Origin of the sequence: Sedimenticola thiotaurini, assembly GCF_001007875.1 — a bacterium.
GTDB classification, from domain to species: Bacteria; Pseudomonadota; Gammaproteobacteria; order Chromatiales; family Chromatiaceae; genus Sedimenticola; species Sedimenticola thiotaurini.
In genome coordinates this window covers 3,344,573-3,363,337 of record NZ_CP011412.1, presented here as the reverse complement: position 1 = coordinate 3,363,337, position 18,765 = coordinate 3,344,573, and the positions used below count along the sequence as shown (strand labels likewise).

The following is an 18,765-nucleotide window of genomic DNA, read 5'->3' as shown; positions in this document are numbered from 1 at the left end:
GCTGGAAAAGAGCTCACCACTGACTGTCAGCGGCGGATTATCGCATACAACTGCCGGGCGGCGAGCGACGTGATTTATACCACTATTCCGGCGGCAATGGATTACAATAGTGGGCAGTTTTGTTCTCTCGCTACCAAGGTGATTCCGTTGTTATCCAGTTTCCCACTCCATCCCCGACTGCTCCAGACGCTCGACGACCTGGGACTGAACCAGGCCACCCCGATCCAGCAGCAGGCGATACCGGTGGCACTGGAACGGCAGGATCTGATCGCCAGCGCCGAAACCGGCAGCGGCAAGACCTTCGCCTTCCTGCTGCCGACCCTGCACCATCTGCTGAACACCTCGGCACCGGAGAGTGGCACCCGGGTGCTCATACTGGTACCGACCCGGGAACTGGGTCACCAGATCCTCAAGCAGGGCCAGAAACTGATCAAGGGTACCCGCCTGCAGATCGGACTGATCACCGGCGGAGAGTCATTCAAGTACCAGCGCGCCCTGTTTCGCAAGAACCCGGAGATGATAGTGGCCACACCGGGCCGCTTGCTGGAGCATCTGGAACAGGGCACCCCCGATTTCCGCGACCTGGAGGTACTGATCCTGGATGAGGCGGACCGCATGCTGGACATGGGATTCAGCGAGGATGTGCTCAACATTACCAGCCAATGTAATCCGGCCCGCCAGACCCTGCTGTTCTCCGCCACCCTGAGTCACCGCGGTCTGAAAGCGATCACCGACACACTGCTGCGTGATCCGGTCAGCATCAGTCTGAATACCGTGCGCGACCGGCATCAGAACATCACCCAGCAGATCATCCCGTCCGATGACAAGCTGCACAAACAGCGGCAACTCGCCTGGCTGCTGCTGCATGAGACGTTTGACAAGGCGCTGGTGTTTACCAACACCCGGCTGCAGGCCGACGCCCTGGGCCCGGAACTGCGCAAACAGGGGGTGCGGGCCGGGGTTCTCCACGGTGACATGGGGCAGGATGAGCGTAATCAGATCATGGCCCTGCTGCGACAGGGAACCATCAAGGTGCTGGTGGCCACCGACGTGGCCGCCCGGGGCCTGGACATCAAGGGTGTGGATCTGGTTATCAACTTCGATATGGCCCGCAGCGGCAAGGATTATGTGCACCGGATCGGGCGCACCGGTCGGGCCGGACAACCGGGACTGGCGATCTCCCTGGTCAGCCATCAGGAGTGGAACCTGATGAGCGGTATCGAGCGCTACCTGAAGCATGAGTTCGAACGGCGCCTGATCAAGGAGATTGCCGGAAAGTACCGGGGCCCGAAAAGACTCAAGACATCGGGCAAGGCCGCCGGCGGCAAAAAGAAAACGGCAACCGACAAGCCGGCAAAGAGCGGCGCCAGAAAACCCAAGCAGCGGCTGCGGGATCGGAAAAATATCGGCAAACGCCGTAAACCGAGCAGTAATCCCGGTGACAGCAGCCCCCGTGAAGCGGGCCACAAACCCCTGACCCGAAAAAAGTAGTCTTGTCCGGATCAGACCATCACGACTCCTCCCCCACCATGTTCGACAAGCAGCAGCTCGTCAAACTGGCCAAGCTGAAGATGCCGTTTGGCAAGTACCAGGGAACCGCCCTGATCGACCTGCCGGAGGCCTATCTGATCTGGTTTGCCAATCGGGGCTTTCCGGAAGGGGAGCTGGGGCAGCTGATGGCCCTCACCCTGGAGATCAAGATCAACGGTCTGGAGAGCCTGATAGAACCACTCAAACGTATCCCCACCGTGCACTGAGGAAGTGCATCAGACGATGTGGAGATGATTCTCCCGCAACAGCTGGTTGGTGAGATTGATATCGAACAATTCAGGGGAGAACTCGCCACCGATCCAGCGCACCATGTAATCATGCTCGGGATGGGAGCGGTCCACAATGGCTTCCAGAAACTCGTCGTAACCGGGCGGGCCACCCACATCCTCAGGCGGGCAGGCCCGCGCGCCCCCCGAGCAGGTCGGCAGGCGCTGGGACAGGTCGTAGGGCAGTACCTCCTCCAGCACGACCCGGTGCTCCCAGGCATCGCCGAAATCATAGATATAGAGCAGGCTGTCACCTGGCTTTTTCAGTACCTGGCGCAAACGGACCTGCTGTTCATTATGGGTATCATCGGGAAACTGGTCGTCCGGGACGCCGTACTTCTCCTGCCCCTTGATAAACATGTGCATATGAATATTGGTCCAGCCCATGGCGACCTGCAGGGTCTCATGCAGGGAAGCGAGCGTATCACTATCGGCAACCCGCACCTGCCGCCACACCTCCGGCACCACTCCCAGGAGACTGATATTCAGTTGGTAGACCTTGCGTAGATAATCCATAATCGAAGTGTAGTTTCTTCTCGCCGCGGCTATTCATAGTAACAATCCATCGACAGAGTAAAACCCCTACCTGTAAAAATCATGACCTCGCTCAATAGCACCCGGCGAAAGGATCGCCTTACTACCACCTTGATTATAAGGCTGTTTATCTACGTTGATGGGTAACGGACGCAGACTCAGGACCTTATTCAGCCCCCCAATAAGGTGTGCTGAGCGCCTCGCCCAGGTCCGCCTCCACCAGGCGGCGGCGCACTTCCAGCAAACGCTCGATCAACTGCGGCTCTTTCGCTTCATAGGCTTCGGCATCGGGAACCCGTCTCACCACCACACCCAGTAGCTCGGTAATGGCATTACCGATCGAGTTCTGGCTGATGGTGACGATCAGACGACCACTGTCATCCCGGTAGAGCAGCTGTTTAAAGGCCGGCTGCCAGCGGATGGCATTGGCATACTTGGCATCCTGTACACACTGGTCCCGCACTTTCTTGGCAACTCTGAGAAAGTCGTTGTTATACAGCAGGGTATTCTCGATCTGCTCAGGGAAGTAAGCGTCCTTGGGAATCGGCGCATTACGCGTCGAGACCTGAGTAAAGAAGGTGCGGTAAAAATCGATAAAGCCCATCAGAATGGCATCATACTCGCGCCAGAAGCGGATGCTTTTCAGGATCTCCACACCCCCCTGCACCTCCCAACTGGGCAGGCCCTGGGGATAGCCGGTCAACTCAAGCCGGCAGCTGCCATCCGTGACCGGGCGGAGGATATGCAGATCCAGCTGGGAGAAAAACTCCCGGTAGACATCATTCATATAGGCCTGGAACAGGCTGTGCTGACCGCCATCAGTCAGGTTCGGGTTGTCCGGATCGGCCATGGGCGCCTGGCGCAACTGCCGTTTGTCGAACACGATGAAGTGGTTGTGCAGCATGCGGATGCTGGGCACGCCGGGCGAGGTAAGGGGCCAGGTGGCGTCCAGGCTCGCCTCTCCCGCCAGGATCAGCGCCTCGTCCGGATCGGGGTACTGCTCCAGCATGTAGGCAATCACCACCTGGTTCATCCGGTTCCAGACATGCTTCACCCGGTCCGGCACCTGGGTGCGGCGCACCGGCCGCCCCAGCGGATCGAGAATCAAATTGGAGGTGTTGTAGATGATCGACGCATCAAATTCGTTACTGTGACCCAGCGCCTTGCGGTAGAGCAGCAGGTTCTCCGGATTCACCAGCAGGCCGTTGTTGTGCACCAAGTCGTTGAGGTTTTCGGTGCTGTTGAAAAATTCGTTCGGCTTCATCCCCTCCGGTACTTCCAGCGGAATGGGGCGGAACGGGGTTTCGATCTCGCGCGGACCTGACTGCATAACCTGAACCTCAGATGCAATATTCTATTTATACCTATATAAGTTATTGAAATAATTAACTATTTATAGAGTCTAGACACATCATAGAGGAACTAAAGAGATAAGCAAGTAGCCAGGGGAAAAGACGGAACAAACAGAGGATGGCTTAAGGAGTATTAAAATCGCAACCTGGACTAGGCGTTTTAATCTTAATTGAAGTTTAGTACTCTCATTAATGAACCAGCCCACCGGACGATAAAGGGCTATGGAAAACACACTAATTTCCAGAATATAAAAACCCGACATGCAAGCAGCAGAGGTCGGGTCGGGTTCGGTTCTATTTAAAGACCTTATTGTAGTAACGGCTCTCACCCCGGATAACCACAACGCCATAAAGAATACACAATAATAAGCCGAGAAGGAAGACCATGCCTAAATCCGCCAAGCCACAACAAGCCTATACCCTCGGTCTCGATATTGGAATTGCATCCGTTGGAGCCGCCCTGTTAGGGCAACAGCATATTATTGGGCTCCATGTGCGCACATTTGACCGGGCTGAAACAGCAAAAGAGGGCGAGCCACTCAACAAGATACGCAGGGATGCTCGTCTCACCAGACGGCGGCTGCAACGGCGAGCCCATCGTCTACTGCGCTTGCGTCGGTTATTCAAGCGCCACAACCTGATTCCGGACACCGACACATCCACTTTTATCAGTGGCCAGTCCCCCTGGGAACTACGCGCCCAAGGGCTAGATCGACAACTTACATCCGCCGAGTGGACCACAGTTCTATACCATATCGTCAAACATCGCGGCTTCCATTCAAATCGAAAAAGTGAGGTGAAAACTGACGAAAAAGCGGGCCAAATGCTTAGCGGAGTCAACCAGAACCAGGCGTTACTGAAACAGTCGGGGTTACGCACCATGGGTGAGTTAGCCGCCCGTCATGAGGCTTTCAGAGAGGCAAAGCGGAACAAAAAAGGTGCGTACAACCATACTTTCTCGCGCCACGATCTTGAAGATGAGCTTCACTTACTTTTTTCCCGTCAACGGGAACTCGGCAACCCCTATGCCACACCGGAACTGGAAGATGCTGTTCACACGCTGTTGATGCAGAGACGCCCCGCACTATCGGGAACAAACCTGTTAAAAATGGTGGGGCATTGTACTTTAGAACCGGATGAGTTCAGGGCTCCAAAGGCAAGTTACACTGCAGAACGTTTTATCTGGCTGACGAAACTGAACAACTTACGCGTAAGCGGATCGGGGGAAACACGCCCCCTGAACGAATCCGAACGCCAGGCACTCCTATCAAAGCCATTTAGCCAGAGTAAACTGACCTACAAGCAGGTTCGTAAAATCCTGGAACTTCCCGACAACATACGATTCGTCGGTCTGCATTATCACCCCGCCCAGGACAATGGAAAAAGTCCGGAAAATAGAGTCTTCTTCGAGGCCAAAGCATTCCACGCACTGCGTAATGTCTATAAAAAAGCGGGGTTAAATCTGGAGTGGCAGCGTGACAGCCAGAACCCGGAAAAACTGGACAACATTACCTACGCCTTGACTGTATTTAAAGAGGATAAAGAGGCAAAACAGTGGCTCATCGAGAAAGGCGTTGAGGCCTCCGTTATAGAAGCTGTACTGAATGAGTCTTTTAGTGAATTTGTCCGACTATCCATCAAGGCATTACGCAAAATCATACCCCATATGGAGATCGGCCACCGGTATGACGAAGCGGTAAAGCTGGCAGGTTATTCCCATCACAGCCACTTACCACAACCAAGCAAAACGCCCTATATCCCCCGCTTTAGCAAACAGTCAATTGCCAACCCGGTGGTCTCCAGGGCCCTTAACCAAGCGAGAAAACTGGTCAATGCTATTGTCCGGGAATACGGTCCACCTGACGCGGTGCATATTGAGCTGGCTCGCGATCTGAACAAACCATTTGACGAACGACGCAAAATAGAGAAAGACCAGGAGAAATATCAGAAAGACAAGGCCAGGGACATTGAAACTTTCCAGGAAAACTTTGGCTTTACCCCAAAAGGTTTACAACTTACCAAGTGGCGCCTTTACCGCGAACAGAGTGGAAAATGCGCATACAGTCTGAAGCCGTTAGACATCAATCGTCTTTTTGAAGATGGCTACGTAGAGATTGATCACGCACTGCCCTACTCGCGTAGTTTTAATGACGGCATGAACAATAAAGTGTTAACGCTCACTACCGAGAACCGAAACAAAGGAAACCAGACACCCTATGAATATCTCGACGGGGCGAGTAACAGCGCACAGTGGCGAAATTTTGTGGCATGGGTTAACAGCAACAAGAGCTATCGAGCAAGCAAACAACGTAACCTGTTGCGCAAAGATTTTGCTGCACAGGCTGCTACTGAATTCCGCGAGCGGCATCTTACCGACACCCGTTACATCGCCCGTGAATTCAAACGCATGGTCGAAACCCACTTAAAGCTGAACAAACCGAATCAGCGTTGCGTTGTAGTATCAGGCCAGTTAACTGCCTATCTACGTGCTCGATGGGGCTTGATCAAAGTTCGTGAAAATGGCGATCTACACCATGCCCTTGATGCAGCTGTTGTGGCAGCCTGTAGTCACGCCATGGTGAAACGGCTGGCAGACTACTCCCGCAGAGGGGAATTACAGTACGCACGGGGCCATCATTTTGATCCGGAAACTGGGGAAATAATCGATATAAACGCCCTTCGCAAACTCGACGATCACTTTCCTCAACCCTGGACCGACTTTCGCCGTGAACTGCTGGCCTGGTTATCACCTGACCCGGCCCAACAACTGAAAAACCTCGCCTACTACACGGATGAGAGGCTGAAACAAGTAAAACCGATACGGGTCTCACGAGCCCCGACTCGGCGCGGGCTTGGTGCAGCACACCAAGAGACCATCCGATCTGCAAAGTATCTTGGCGAGAATAGAAGTACCGTCAAGACACCCTTGGAAAAACTGAAACTGAAAGATATACCCAACATCGTGGGTTATGAGGATCCGCGTAACCACCAGCTGATCCAAGCCATTTCACAGCGTTTAACCGAACATGGTGATGATGGCAAAAAAGCTTTCAAGGAACCGCTGTATAAACCCGGTAATAATAAATCCACCGCACCTGTAGTCCGCAGTGTCAAACTATTCACAGTACAAAAAAGTGGCATTCCGGTTCGCGGCGGGATTGCCAATAACGGCAATATGGTGCGAGTCGATATTTTTACTAAAAAAGAGCGGTATTTTGCCGTACCTGTTTACGTCTCAGACGCGGCAAGAAATGAACTACCAAATAAGGCCGTTGCACGGGGAAAAGATGGATGGATAGATATTGATGATAGTTTCAGCTTTTTATTCAGTCTCTATCCCAACGACTGGGTATCGGTGGTAGTTAAACCACACGAGGCGCCATGCGAAGGTTATTATGCCGGCCTCGATATATCCACCGGCGCCATCCATATTTGGGCGCATGATCGCAACCGTTCGGTTGGCAAAAACGGCCTGATGCGCAGTATCGGGATAAAAACCGCCCACAGTGTGGAGAAATATCACGTGGACTTACTAGGTAACTTGTACCGGGTAGTCCACGAAACCCGGAAACCTTTACGGGCCGGAAAGTAGCAGAATGGCCTGGCGAAGCGTGATGATCAGCCGCCCATCCTACCTTAAGCTCAGGCATGGGGCGTTGAAGGTGGTGCAGGATGATGGTGAGGTCAGCATCCCGCTGGAAGATATTGCGGTTCTTCTTATCGATTGCCCACAAATCACCCTGAGTGCGCAACTGCTCTCGGCATGCGCTGAAAGGCAGATCGCCGTCATAACCGTCGGCTTAAACCACCACCCAAATGGGGTTTTAATTCCCTATCTGCCACACAGTCGCGCACTGAAGGCCATGAAGATGCAACTGGCCATGAGTTTGCCCCAACGGAAACAGTTGTGGCGTTCAATTGTAAAGCAAAAGATCAGGAACCAGGCATTGGTCCTACAACACATGGGCAGGACCAAGGAAGGGAGCAAGCTGCTCGCGCTGATAAAGGAAGTCAAGTCGGGTGACAGTGGCAATGCCGAGGCGCAGGCAAGCCAGCTCTATTTTCCGGCGTTATTTGGCGGTGGTTTTACGCGAAAACAGATTCGCTTTCACAACGCGGCTCTCAACTACGGCTACGCCATAATCCGCGCGGCACTGGCACGTAACCTGGTTTGCTACGGCTTCATTGCCGCTTTTGGTCTGCATCATCGCAACGAGCAAAATAGTTTTAACCTGGCCGATGACCTTATAGAGCCCTTTCGTCCATTACTTGATGCCTACCTGCTCAAGCATTTCCCCCATGAAGAGGATGACCAGCTGTTACCGAGTCACAAATCGACCCTTGTCAACATACTGAACCAGGACATACCCATGATTGATGTGGACGGAGTAATGACGCGAAGTACCGTGCTTAACGCCACTGAGAGCATGGTGGTCAGTCTAACCCAACGACTCCATGATGGCGGCCACAAGCTCCACCTCCCGCTATTCGAATCGACACAGATGTAGATCCCCATGAGCCAAGAGACCCGAAGATTTATGCGACTACTGGTATTCTTCGACCTCCCCACTATTACCCGTGAAGACAAGCGGGCCTATACCCTGTTCCGTCGTTTCCTCCTTAAAGACGGATACGACATGATTCAATGGTCGGTTTACGGCAGGGTAATAAATGGCTTCGACAATATGGAAACCCACTTGAAAAGGCTCTCCGCCAACCTGCCACCAGAGGGCTCCGTGCGGTGTTTGCAGGTAAGTGAAAAGCAGTTTGTACAGATGAAACTGCTGGTAGGCGAACCCAAAAAGCAAGAAAAAACTGTCTCATCAGCCCAATTGGTCTTGCTCTAAACGCAAAAAAATCACCCTGGAACCCCCTGTTCTCCAGTACTGGCGGGGGTTCCAGGGCAGGGTATTGTAGTCATCCGGGGTGAGAGAGGGAACTACAACTGGATCGCGAGAAGCAGTTAAGCGCTGTTTATTGTAGTCATCCGGGGTGAGAGAGGGAACTACAACACGATCTCGACACCGGGCAGACGAACAACAATTGTAGTCATCCGGGGTGAGAGAGGGAACTACAACTTGGGGACCTGGGGTATTTAACCTAGATCAATTGTAGTCATCCGGGGTGAGAGAGGGAACTACAACTCCATTGGGTTCTCCTGTGTGGATTGAGCGATTGTAGTCATCCGGGGTGAGAGAGGGAACTACAACAGTCCAGGTGCATTAAGTAATCTATACCAAATTGTAGTCATCCGGGGTGAGAGAGGGAACTACAACGATTAGCCTGAGAGAACGCCACCAACGCATATTGTAGTCATCCGGGGTGAGAGAGGGAACTACAACCAGCCGCTGCACCAGGGCGTCACGCCGTTCATTGTAGTCATCCGGGGTGAGAGAGGGAACTACAACCATGCCCATCCAGGCATAGTGCGCACACCTATTGTAGTCATCCGGGGTGAGAGAGGGAACTACAACTTTATTGCGCATCAGGTAGTCACAGAGCTTATTGTAGTCATCCGGGGTGAGAGAGGGAACTACAACTCCTCCGGCAATCACCACCTCTTCATCAGTATTGTAGTCATCCGGGGTGAGAGAGGGAACTACAACAATTCAGCTCGGCAATCGGACCGTCGGCGATTGTAGTCATCCGGGGTGAGAGAGGGAACTACAACGCGGTACAGCGCCGCCAACACATCCCACTCATTGTAGTCATCCGGGGTGAGAGAGGGAACTACAACTTCCATTACCGATACGTTTGAGGCGGTCATATTGTAGTCATCCGGGGTGAGAGAGGGAACTACAACCACAAACGTGGTGTAGCCGTCCAACGGTGCATTGTAGTCATCCGGGGTGAGAGAGGGAACTACAACTCGGTGGCATCCGGATCCGGGCCAGCTTTCATTGTAGTCATCCGGGGTGAGAGAGGGAACTACAACTCGTGCCAACGACCGACCGGACGTATATTAATTGTAGTCATCCGGGGGGAGAGAGGGAACTACAACGGATCTCTTTCTGTGGGTCGCGGTCGTTGAATTGTAGTCATCCGGGGTGAGAGAGGGAACTACAACTGATCCGCTGGTGGCGCTGCCAGTTGGCGAATTGTAGTCATCCGGGGTGAGAGAGGGAACTACAACTGTCTTATACTCACTCGCTAGGTATTTTAAATTGTAGTCATCCGGGGTGAGAGAGGGAACTACAACCAGGGCATCGTCGTGATTGACGAGGCCGCAATTGTAGTCATCCGGGGTGAGAGAGGGAACTACAACCTGCTGGTCTGTCACGGCCCTCTGGCTCCTATTGTAGTCATCCGGGGTGAGAGAGGGAACTACAACCATGATTGTTGAAGCCATCCACTACGAGGTATTGTAGTCATCCGGGGTGAGAGAGGGAACTACAACAGTCAGCGTCATGCTGGCCTGTAGCACTGGATTGTAGTCATCCGGGGTGAGAGAGGGAACTACAACTCGACATCGACATCCATGCCCAGAGCAATGATTGTAGTCATCCGGGGTGAGAGAGGGAACTACAACCGAAATGCGGCAGGCGAGCTATCAGCACGAATTGTAGTCATCCGGGGTGAGAGAGGGAACTACAACCTTCGGACGGATGCGCAGATCCTCGACACCATTGTAGTCATCCGGGGTGAGAGAGGGAGCTACAACAAATGCAGGCACGCGAATCTCGCCCCAGCTATTGTAGTCATCCGGGGTGAGAGAGGGATCGCCACCATAAAAAGCATTTCACATTAGCGAGCTCGAAAGCCATTCGTAAAACCAATAAAAACCTCTTCTAAATATAACACTCCGGGTTCAGTAGTTGACGTTAATGGCGGTACAGAGATAACCCATCAGGGCATCGGCGCAGCGAAAGTCCTGCAACACCGACCGGCACAGATCGGCCGAATGGATGGCCTCCGCCGGGATCGGCTTGAAGGCGATGAAATCCTTTCTTTTCAGATCCTCGATCAGCGGGTGATCGGCAGCATATCCCCGGGGTGGCCGCTTCAGGGTGTCACCATCCAGGCTGAACTGCCCGGCAAAACCCGGCGACTGCAGGGCCTTTTTCCAGGCCGCCGGGTTGTCATCCATGAAGCTGCGGATCTGGTTAAGGGTCTTTCCATCGGGACGCCAGATGCCGGCCCCGACAAAGCAATTTTCCGGTTCGATATGCAGGTAAAAGCCGGGGGCGTGCACATCCTTGCCCAGCTCATGGCGGAACTGGATGCCGATATTGGTTTTGTAAGGGGTCTTGTCCCGGGCGAAGCGGGTATCCCGATAGACCCGCATCAGCGAGCCCCCCACCTTCTTCGGAATGGCACGGAAATGGGGCGAGATCTCCGCCAGTCCGGGGGCCAGAGATTCTATAAAAGCGAGCGCCGGCTCCCTGACCAGGGCCTCGTAACGGGCCTTGTTGTCATGGAACCAGGCTTTGTTGTTATTCGCCTTCAGTTCGCTGAGGAACCGCAGAGTGTCCTGGGGGAAACCGTCAAACGGGGCCATCATCGTCTCCTGGCGTGAGTTGTCTGAAGGGGTTCTGGGTAATCCGGGCAGGCGGTCGAAACTAACCGTACATGGGCGCGTCCCGGTGCCCGTTCTATACCGACAGCCAGATCATCACCGGCAGGGTCACTACCGCCATCACCACCTGTACGGTAATCAGGTTGGCCATCAGCGGTGCATCCCCCCCCATCTGCCGGGCCAGTATATAGCAACTGGATCCGGTCGGTACGGCAGCGGCGATTACCGCGACCGTTCTCGGCACCCCGTCAATACCAAACATCCAGGCCCCGAGAAACATCAGCAGCGGCATCCCCAGCAGCCGGATCGCGACACCGAAACCGACCACCAGGCGATGATCCAGCACCAGGCCGAAATGCAGTCCTGCACCCACTGTGAGCAGCCCCAGCCCCAGGGCACCACCCCCCAGAATATCCAGCAGGGAGAAGAGCTGGGCGGGCAACCCGATACCGGTGAGATTGAGGGTCGCGCCAATCACACTGCCGATGATGAAGGGGTTCTTCAACAATTTGCGGGTCACATCAGCCAGGCCACTGCTACCCTCGGCATAGCGAGCCAGCACCAGCACGTTGATGATGTTCAGGGGGGGTATGATCACCGCCATGATAATCGCCATATAGGCCACCCCCTCGTCGCCATAGAGCAGACCCACGATGGACAGGGCGATAAAGCCGTGCCAACGGGTCGCTCCCTGGAACAGGCTGGTAAATGCCGGGCCGTCGATACCCAGCAAGCGCCGCATCAACGGTTGGAACAGCAGCAACAGCAGGCTCATGGCAAGAATGGAGAACAGCGCCAGGCTGGAAAACAGGAGCAGCTCACCGGAAGCGATCCTGGCGCTGGCCAGCGTCTTGACCAGCAGCGCCGGAAACAGCACGAAATAGCAGAGATTTTCCATGCCGAGCCAGCTCTCGTCGTTAAACAGGGTGGTTCGGCGCAACAGCATGCCCAGCAGGATAATAGCCACAACCGGCAGCAGCGCATTGAATACATCGATCATCTGACGGGGAGGTTCCTCAAAAACGGAGCAGCCCTGCCACGCAAGGCGGGCGAAGGGATAATGTTAAGCCAAACAACGATCGCTACGAAAGCGCCGCTGCCCCAGGCCAGCCCCCTCCCACCGGGGGCCAATCAGCCGGGGCGAATTCAGATCGGCATAAAGACCGCCGAGGCAACCGACTGGATAATGGTCTTGATGCGTCGATTGGTACTCTGGGCGATCACCCGGGCCATGCCGTCCTGCAGGGCGATCAGCTTGCCGAACAGACGCTCGTAACTGAGATTGATGACCGGGCCTTCGGTCTGGTTGCTGACCAGGAACAGGCGACCGGCGCTGTCCCGGGTATGGCTCAGTTTCCAGGCGGCAATCTCCAGATTGCGGGCCGCATTGTAGAGCTTCTGGGGATCCAGTTCATCGGTCAGATAGAAACTCTGCTTGCCGTTGTGCGCCTCCAGGATCATACCCCGCAACCCTTCGACAAAGGCCAGTACCCGGTCCCCCTGATAGGCCTCGTCAAAGGCCAGCATCACTGCGTCGGTGCCCCGCTTCTGCTGCAGTTCGGGAAACTGATCCGTTCGGCCATTGCCGAAAACCCGCTCAACCGCCTGCTCCAGGCTCTCGGCACCACCGGCGCGCCACTCCCGGGGATTGCGCCGGTAGAGCTTCTCCATCAGCTCCTGCAGATACTCCATGGTGAACCGAAGCTGGCTCTCCGCCACCATATCCACGTCGCTCCGGGCGATATCATCCACCTGGAACTGGCGCGTCTTGATCGGCGAGTCCCGATCCGGTGCCGAGCCGCAGCCTGACAGCAGCAGCGACAAGATCAACAACATCCATCTAGAGCCGGTCACGCATATCCCTCAGAGCAAAGCCGTTTAACGGGCCATCCCAGCCCCTGGTCAACCCCAGCACCTTGAAACGCTCCCCCATCTCGGTGGGCAGGGTCAGTTGTTTGACCCCCTGCACCAGATCCAGGTGGGCCGCGACATCGTTCGGATCCGATGCGGCAACCAGCTCATCCAATCCGCTCCCCATCAGGAAGAAGGCCTGGGTGGTATAACCAACCACGTTGAATCCGCTCGCCACTGCCGCCTCGGCAATGGCACTGAAATCCACATGGGCGGTGATATCCTGCAGCCCCGGATAGACCAGCGGGTCACTGTGGGCCCGGTGCCGGTAATGGCACATCAGGGTGCCCCGGTTACGGGCCGGATGGTAATACTCGGCACCGCTGTGTCCATAATCGATCAGCAGTGCGGCACCCCGTTCCAGGCAGCCGGCCAGGGCGGCCAGCCAGGGTCCGGCCCGCAGGTTGATCTCCGATTCAAACTCATCCACCCCCGCCAGTCGGGCCAGGGGGGCGGCCAACTGCCGGGCAAAATCGGCCGACGCCGGTGCGTCCCAGACCAGCTGGAACTGCTCCCCGTTCCAGCTCACGTACTGCTCCTGCAGGACCTGGTCGGCATACCTGAAACGGTGCACCGGCATGGCGTCCAGCAGTTCATTGGCAATCACCACGCCGGACAAGCAGGTATCCGGAAAAGCGGTCAGCCAGTCGACCCGCTCCACCAGATGGGCGGCCCGCTGTTCCAGGGTCTCGCGCTGGCGCTGGCGCAGATCGGGGCTCAGGTCCAGAATCAGATAACGCTCCGGCAGACAGTTGAGCCGCTCCAGCTCCAGCAGCAGCTCGGCCGCCAGAACGCCGGAACCGGCCCCCACCTCCAGGATCACCCCGCCGCCCAGATCCTCCAGCACCTGCCGACACTGCCGGGCCAGGCAACGGGCGAACAGGGGCGAGATCTCCGGTGCGGTGACAAAGTCCCCCGCCCCGCCGAACTTACGCGACCCGGCGGTGTAGTAACCGAGGCCGGGCGCATACAGCGCCAGCTCCATGTAGCGGTCAAAGGGAATCCTGCCGCCGGCTGCGACGATCTCATCTCGGATCAGCGACACCAGTTGCAGACTGTGAGCACGGGCTTCCGCATCGGGCTCCGGCATCCGGGCCACTTCGGCCTCGACTGCCCGGGGGTTGATCCGTTCAATCATGAATTTCGTAAACTCGTCGGTTCGGTATAAAGTGACCGCTTATCTGTCGCGGCCTGTTCCCGGCTAGTTTAGCAAGACCGGGGAAGGAGCAGAAATCGAGGGAGTAGCCAACGTGAGTCAAGACCATCCACCCGTCGCCCTGATTACCGGCGCAGCCCAGCGGATCGGCGCCACAATCGCCCGCCACCTGCACCAGCGCGGCCTGGCTATTGCCCTGCACTATCACCGCTCCCAGGCACCTGCCGCCGCCCTTAAAGAGGAACTGGAACAGGCGCGGCCGGACTCCGTGCAACTGATTCAGGCCGACCTGAACGAGTCCCGGCAGCTGGCGCGCATCATTCAGCAGGTCGAACAGTGGCGCGGCCGGCTCGATCTGCTGGTCAACAACGCCTCCAGCTTCTACCCAACGCCCTTGTCACAACTGACCGGCGAGCAGTGGGATGACCTGATGGGAACCAACCTGAAGGCGCCCTTTTTTCTCGCCATCGAAGCCGCGCCCCTGCTCCGGGCAAGCCGGGGAGCAATCATCAACCTGGTGGATATCCATGCCGAGCGGCCGCTGAAAAACCATCCGGTCTACAGCATGGCCAAGGCGGGCAACGCCATGATGGTGAAATCCCTGGCCCGGGAACTGGGCCCGGAGATTCGGGTCAACGGTGTGGCCCCGGGCGCCATACTCTGGCCGGAACAGGCGATGAGCGACCCGGTCAAACAGGAGATTCTCGCTCGAACCGCCCTGGAGCGGACCGGCACGCCGGCGGATATCGCCGGAGCGGTCTGTTTTCTGGCGCTGGAGGCCCCCTACGTCACCGGACAGATTCTTGCGGTGGATGGTGGACGCACCGTTCAGCAGTGAATGCCTGTTACAAATCCGGAGTCAGTCCGGTGTCAAACGGCACTGGCCAGAGTCGCTGGGAGTCCCGATCGAACCCTTGCCAGATCTCATTGTAGGTCTGCCCCAGTTCCGGGTGGCGACTGTCACCGGCCAGCTCGGTCAACGGCAACAGTACAAAGGCGTAGCGGGTGATCTCGTCCCGCGGCAGGTGCATGCCATCCAGATCGACAATCCGGTCACCATAGGTCAGCAGATCGATATCCAGGGTACGCGGCGCAAAACTGCCCCCCTCCCGGGTTCTGCCATGGGTCGATTCAATGGTCCGGAACAGCTGTACCAGCTCGGCTACCGGCAGTTCGGTATCGGCGCCCACCACCAGGTTATAGAAGGCGTCGCCGCTAAATCCCACCGCCTCACTCTCGTAGACCCGGGAGATCAGCAGGTGACCGAACTGAGCCTGCAGATCCCGCAGCGCGGCGCGGATATTGCGCTCCCGGTCGATATTGCTGCCAAGACTGATCCAGACCCTGGCCATATCAGAACCGTTCGCCCCGTTCGATAATCACCCCCACGTCGGTGGCGGCACTGACGGCACCGATCTTGTTCACGGTCAGGCGCACCCAACGCACATCGAACTCCTGACGAATAATCTCCGCACAGCGTTCCGCCAGGGTCTCCACCAGCTGGAACCGGCTCTCCTGCACAAAACTGATCAGCCGCTTCGAAACGGCCTTGTAATCCACCGCATCGGCAATATCTTCGGAAGCAGCAGCCCGTTTCACATCGGTACTCATATCAATATCGAGCACCACGGTCTGTTTGATCTCCCGCTCCCAGTCATAGATGCCGATCACCGTATCGATCCTGAGATCGCGTAAAAAAACTATATCCATGGTCATTCCAATTTCCTGTCGCAATAGCGGACCATGGTAAAACAGCCACGCCGCAGAACAAATACCCTTGACCCTGAACCCCCACTGCCGGGAAAATCCCGCAGACCCGCTGGGCACCGGCTCACCGTACAGGATTTGCCATGATCAATGCCTTACTCATTATTGCAGCCTATCTATTGGGCTCCCTCTCCAGCGCCATCATTGTCTGCCGACTGATGGGGCTGCCCGACCCGCGCACCCAGGGCTCCAACAATCCGGGAGCCACCAACGTGTTGCGCCTGGGTGGAAAAAGAGCGGCCGCCATCACCCTGCTTGGGGACAGTCTGAAAGGCTTCCTGCCGGTGTTGGCCGCCAAGCTGATCGGGGTCCCGCCACTGGTGCTGGCGGCGGTCGCCATGGCGGCCTTTCTGGGGCATCTCTATCCGCTGTTTTTCCGCTTCCAGGGTGGTAAGGGCGTGGCCACCGCACTGGGAGTTCAATTTGGCATCCACTGGCAGATCGGTGGTTTGGTGGCCCTGATCTGGCTGCTGATGGCGAAGGGGCTGAATATCTCGTCCCTGGCGGCCCTGGTCTCAATGGCGCTGGCGCCCCTGGTGGTCTGGTTGATCTGGCCGGTACCAGCACTGATCGGTATGCAGATAGTGATGAGCCTGATCCTGTTCTGGCGCCACCGCAGCAACATCCGTAACCTGCTGGCGGGGTCAGAGGGCAAGATCAAACAGTAACAGCCGCCCGTCCCGGCCTGGCGGCGATGCCGGGATCAGTAGCCGGCCAGGGAATCCATCGGCCAGCGGGCACGGACTCCGAACCCCAGATCCTCATGGGCACCCTGGCGCAGCCGCTGCCAGCCGGCATAGGCGATCATCGCCCCGTTATCGGTGCAGAACTCGGTTCGTGGATAGAACACCCGGGCACCCTCTTTGCCCATCGCTACCTGCATCCGCTCGCGCAACTGCCGGTTGGCACTGACGCCACCGGCCAGCACCAGGGTGGCGGCACCGCTGTCGCGCACGGCTCGGCGGCACTTGATCACCAGGGTATCCACCACCGCCTCCTCGAAGGCCCGGGCGATATCCGCCCGGGTCTGCTGTTTGGTCGCTTCGCTGTCCTGTGGAGTAATCTCCCGCTGCAGGGTATTCAGGGCAAAAGTCTTCAGGCCACTGAAGCTGAAATCCAGGCCGGGTCGATCGGTCATGGGGCGGGGGAAACGGAACCGCTTTGGATCTCCCGATAACGCCAACGCCGCCAGCTCCGGACCGCCGGGATAGGGAAGCCCCATCATCTTGGCGGTTTTGTCGAACGCCTCACCCGCCGCATCATCCAGCGACTCCCCCAGCAGCCGGTATTGACCGATGCCTTTTACCTCCACCAGTTGGGTGTGTCCGCCGGAGACCAGCAGGGCAACGAAGGGGAACTCGGGCCGTTCCGGCTCCAACATCGGCGCCAACAGATGACCCTCCATATGGTGCACGCCCACCGCCGGCACGCCCCAGGCCCAGGCCAGAGTACGGCCAATAGCGGTGCCCACCAGCAGGGCGCCCACCAGACCGGGACCGGCGGTGTAGGCAACACCATCGATGTCGCTTTTTGCCAGGCCGGTTTGTGCCAGCAGGTTGTGCAGCAGGGGCAGAGTCTTGCGCACATGATCCCGTGACGCCAGCTCCGGCACCACGCCACCATAGACCGCATGCAGATCAATCTGGCTGTGCAGCACATGCCCCAGCAGCCCCTGCTCGCTGTCATAAATGGCTAAACCTGTCTCATCACAGGAGGTCTCTATTCCCAGTACCCGCATCTGTATCTCGAACTCCGGCGGCGCGGCCGCCATACCTCTAGCTAATAAAACCGAGGCTCAGATTGAGCCGACCATCTCCAACGTCGCCGGCTCATCTCCCCACCCGATCCCCGGCAAGCCAGCCGGGATGGGCTACAATTCCACCACAACCCAGGAATAATCCATAATTTTTTTGCAAAACGTCTCCACAGTGCGTAGAATTCGCGCTCTTATATTTCCAGCATTCCGTTGGTACGATTTTTGAGGTGGGAAATGCCCAACGTACGAGTTAAAGAAAACGAGCCCTTTGAAGTTGCAATGCGTCGCTTTAAGCGCGGCTGCGAAAAAGCCGGCGTACTGGCTGAAGTGCGTCGCCGTGAGCACTATGAGAAACCGACCACCGAGCGTAAGCGCAAGGCGGCCGCGGCAGTGAAGCGTCACCTGAAGAAAATCTCCCGCGAAAATCGCAAGTGGGATCGTCAGTACTGATCTCACCACTTCGGTCCGATACTCATGCTCAAACAACGCATCCAGGATGACATGAAGTCCGCCATGAAGGGGGGCGATAAAGCCCGCCTTGGCGTGATCCGTCTGCTGATGGCTGCCATAAAGCAGCGGGAAGTGGACGAGCGCGTCGAGCTGGATGACGAGCAGATTCTGGCCGTACTGGACAAGATGGTGAAGCAGCGCCGCGACTCCATCAGCCAGTATGAGCAGGCGGGACGCGCCGAACTGGCCGAGCAGGAAGCCTTCGAGATCACCGTCCTGCAGGATTATCTGCCGGAGGCCCTGAGCGAAGACGAGATCAGCAACATGATCAGTGAAGTGATTCAGGCCACCGGGGCCACATCACTGCGTGACATGGGTAAGGTGATGGGTCAGCTGAAGCCCAAAATGCAAGGCCGTGCCGATATGGGAGCCGTTAGCGCCCTGATCAAACAGAAACTCGGCAACTGATCCTCCCTGACCAGCAAGCAAACGGAGCTCTGGCATCT

At 56.7% G+C, this 18,765-nt stretch carries 18 protein-coding genes and 1 CRISPR repeat array; of the genes, 9 read left to right on the top strand and 9 right to left on the bottom strand.

Annotation, left to right across the window (positions count from 1 at the left end; all coding sequences use genetic code 11):
• Positions 1-96: 96 nt before the first annotated feature.
• Together AAY24_RS15505 and AAY24_RS15500 are read left to right on the top strand one after the other, a co-directional pair.
• Complete coding sequence (locus tag AAY24_RS15505) at positions 97-1,491, top strand: DEAD/DEAH box helicase (RefSeq protein ID WP_082117178.1); 1,395 nt, start codon at positions 97-99, stop codon at positions 1,489-1,491.
• A gap of 2 nt (positions 1,492-1,493) precedes the next feature.
• Entirely contained in the window at positions 1,494-1,757 is a 264-nt protein-coding gene (locus AAY24_RS15500; protein WP_335337180.1) for a DUF3820 family protein, read from the top strand.
• A 9-nt stretch (positions 1,758-1,766) separates the two neighbouring features.
• Here AAY24_RS15500 and AAY24_RS15495 read toward each other — a convergent pair whose 3' ends face one another.
• Entirely contained in the window at positions 1,767-2,333 is a 567-nt protein-coding gene (locus tag AAY24_RS15495; protein WP_046860451.1) for a plasmid pRiA4b ORF-3 family protein, read from the bottom strand.
• A 184-nt stretch (positions 2,334-2,517) separates the two neighbouring features.
• Positions 2,518-3,681 (bottom strand): hypothetical protein, encoded by a 1,164-nt coding sequence (locus AAY24_RS15490; RefSeq protein WP_046860450.1) that lies wholly within the window; start codon positions 3,679-3,681, stop codon positions 2,518-2,520.
• Between the two features lie 407 nt (positions 3,682-4,088).
• Here AAY24_RS15490 and cas9 point away from each other — a divergent pair, with 407 nt between their 5' ends.
• From cas9 to cas2, 3 genes are read left to right on the top strand one after another with little or no spacing between them, the layout of a single operon-like run.
• Positions 4,089-7,295, top strand: coding sequence for a type II CRISPR RNA-guided endonuclease Cas9 (gene cas9, locus AAY24_RS15485; protein ID WP_046860449.1), 3,207 nt, complete (start codon positions 4,089-4,091; stop codon positions 7,293-7,295).
• A 4-nt stretch (positions 7,296-7,299) separates the two neighbouring features.
• Positions 7,300-8,211 carry a type II CRISPR-associated endonuclease Cas1 gene (gene cas1, locus AAY24_RS15480; RefSeq protein ID WP_046860448.1) on the top strand — a complete coding sequence of 304 codons (912 nt, stop codon included), beginning with the start codon at positions 7,300-7,302 and terminating at the stop codon, positions 8,209-8,211.
• A 6-nt stretch (positions 8,212-8,217) separates the two neighbouring features.
• Positions 8,218-8,550, top strand: coding sequence for a CRISPR-associated endonuclease Cas2 (cas2, locus tag AAY24_RS15475; RefSeq protein WP_046860447.1), 333 nt, complete (start codon positions 8,218-8,220; stop codon positions 8,548-8,550).
• 63 nt (positions 8,551-8,613) lie between these two features.
• Positions 8,614-10,430: direct repeats of the CRISPR family, unit length 36 nt; unit sequence ATTGTAGTCATCCGGGGTGAGAGAGGGAACTACAAC.
• Between the two features lie 81 nt (positions 10,431-10,511).
• On the opposite strand, the gene AAY24_RS15470 is transcribed toward cas2, so the two are convergent.
• From AAY24_RS15470 to AAY24_RS15455, 4 genes are all read right to left on the bottom strand, one after another.
• On the bottom strand, positions 10,512-11,204 hold the full coding sequence (locus AAY24_RS15470; protein WP_046860446.1) for a DUF2461 domain-containing protein: 693 nt from the start codon (positions 11,202-11,204) through the stop codon (positions 10,512-10,514).
• Between the two features lie 91 nt (positions 11,205-11,295).
• A complete protein-coding gene (locus AAY24_RS15465; protein ID WP_046860445.1) occupies positions 11,296-12,219 on the bottom strand; it encodes an AEC family transporter in 924 nt (307 codons plus the stop codon).
• Positions 12,220-12,365: 146 nt separating this feature from the next.
• Positions 12,366-13,073, bottom strand: coding sequence for a hypothetical protein (locus tag AAY24_RS15460; RefSeq protein ID WP_234422186.1), 708 nt, complete (start codon positions 13,071-13,073; stop codon positions 12,366-12,368).
• Positions 13,060-14,268, bottom strand: coding sequence for a class I SAM-dependent methyltransferase (locus tag AAY24_RS15455; RefSeq protein WP_046860443.1), 1,209 nt, complete (start codon positions 14,266-14,268; stop codon positions 13,060-13,062). The genes AAY24_RS15460 and AAY24_RS15455 overlap by 14 nt, the downstream gene beginning before the upstream one ends.
• A gap of 112 nt (positions 14,269-14,380) precedes the next feature.
• Between AAY24_RS15455 and AAY24_RS15450 the strand changes: the two genes are divergently transcribed.
• A complete protein-coding gene (locus AAY24_RS15450; protein WP_046860442.1) occupies positions 14,381-15,124 on the top strand; it encodes a pteridine reductase in 744 nt (247 codons plus the stop codon).
• A 7-nt stretch (positions 15,125-15,131) separates the two neighbouring features.
• Here AAY24_RS15450 and folK read toward each other — a convergent pair whose 3' ends face one another.
• Both folK and folB read right to left on the bottom strand, forming a co-directional pair.
• Positions 15,132-15,638, bottom strand: coding sequence for a 2-amino-4-hydroxy-6-hydroxymethyldihydropteridine diphosphokinase (gene folK / locus AAY24_RS15445; protein ID WP_046860441.1), 507 nt, complete (start codon positions 15,636-15,638; stop codon positions 15,132-15,134).
• Position 15,639: 1 nt separating this feature from the next.
• On the bottom strand, positions 15,640-15,996 hold the full coding sequence (gene folB, locus AAY24_RS15440) for a dihydroneopterin aldolase (RefSeq protein WP_046861366.1): 357 nt from the start codon (positions 15,994-15,996) through the stop codon (positions 15,640-15,642).
• Positions 15,997-16,136: 140 nt separating this feature from the next.
• Between folB and plsY the strand changes: the two genes are divergently transcribed.
• Positions 16,137-16,721: a glycerol-3-phosphate 1-O-acyltransferase PlsY gene (gene plsY / locus AAY24_RS15435; RefSeq protein WP_046860440.1), complete on the top strand. Its 585-nt coding sequence runs from the start codon at positions 16,137-16,139 to the stop codon at positions 16,719-16,721.
• Positions 16,722-16,756: 35 nt separating this feature from the next.
• Here the strand turns inward: plsY and tsaD are convergent, their stop codons facing one another.
• A complete protein-coding gene (gene tsaD, locus AAY24_RS15430) occupies positions 16,757-17,791 on the bottom strand; it encodes a tRNA (adenosine(37)-N6)-threonylcarbamoyltransferase complex transferase subunit TsaD (protein ID WP_046861365.1) in 1,035 nt (344 codons plus the stop codon).
• 252 nt (positions 17,792-18,043) lie between these two features.
• Between tsaD and rpsU the strand changes: the two genes are divergently transcribed.
• Both rpsU and AAY24_RS15420 read left to right on the top strand, forming a co-directional pair.
• Positions 18,044-18,259 carry a 30S ribosomal protein S21 gene (gene rpsU / locus AAY24_RS15425; RefSeq protein WP_046860439.1) on the top strand — a complete coding sequence of 72 codons (216 nt, stop codon included), beginning with the start codon at positions 18,044-18,046 and terminating at the stop codon, positions 18,257-18,259.
• 24 nt (positions 18,260-18,283) lie between these two features.
• Positions 18,284-18,727 carry a GatB/YqeY domain-containing protein gene (locus tag AAY24_RS15420; protein WP_046860438.1) on the top strand — a complete coding sequence of 148 codons (444 nt, stop codon included), beginning with the start codon at positions 18,284-18,286 and terminating at the stop codon, positions 18,725-18,727.
• Positions 18,728-18,765: the final 38 nt, after the last annotated feature.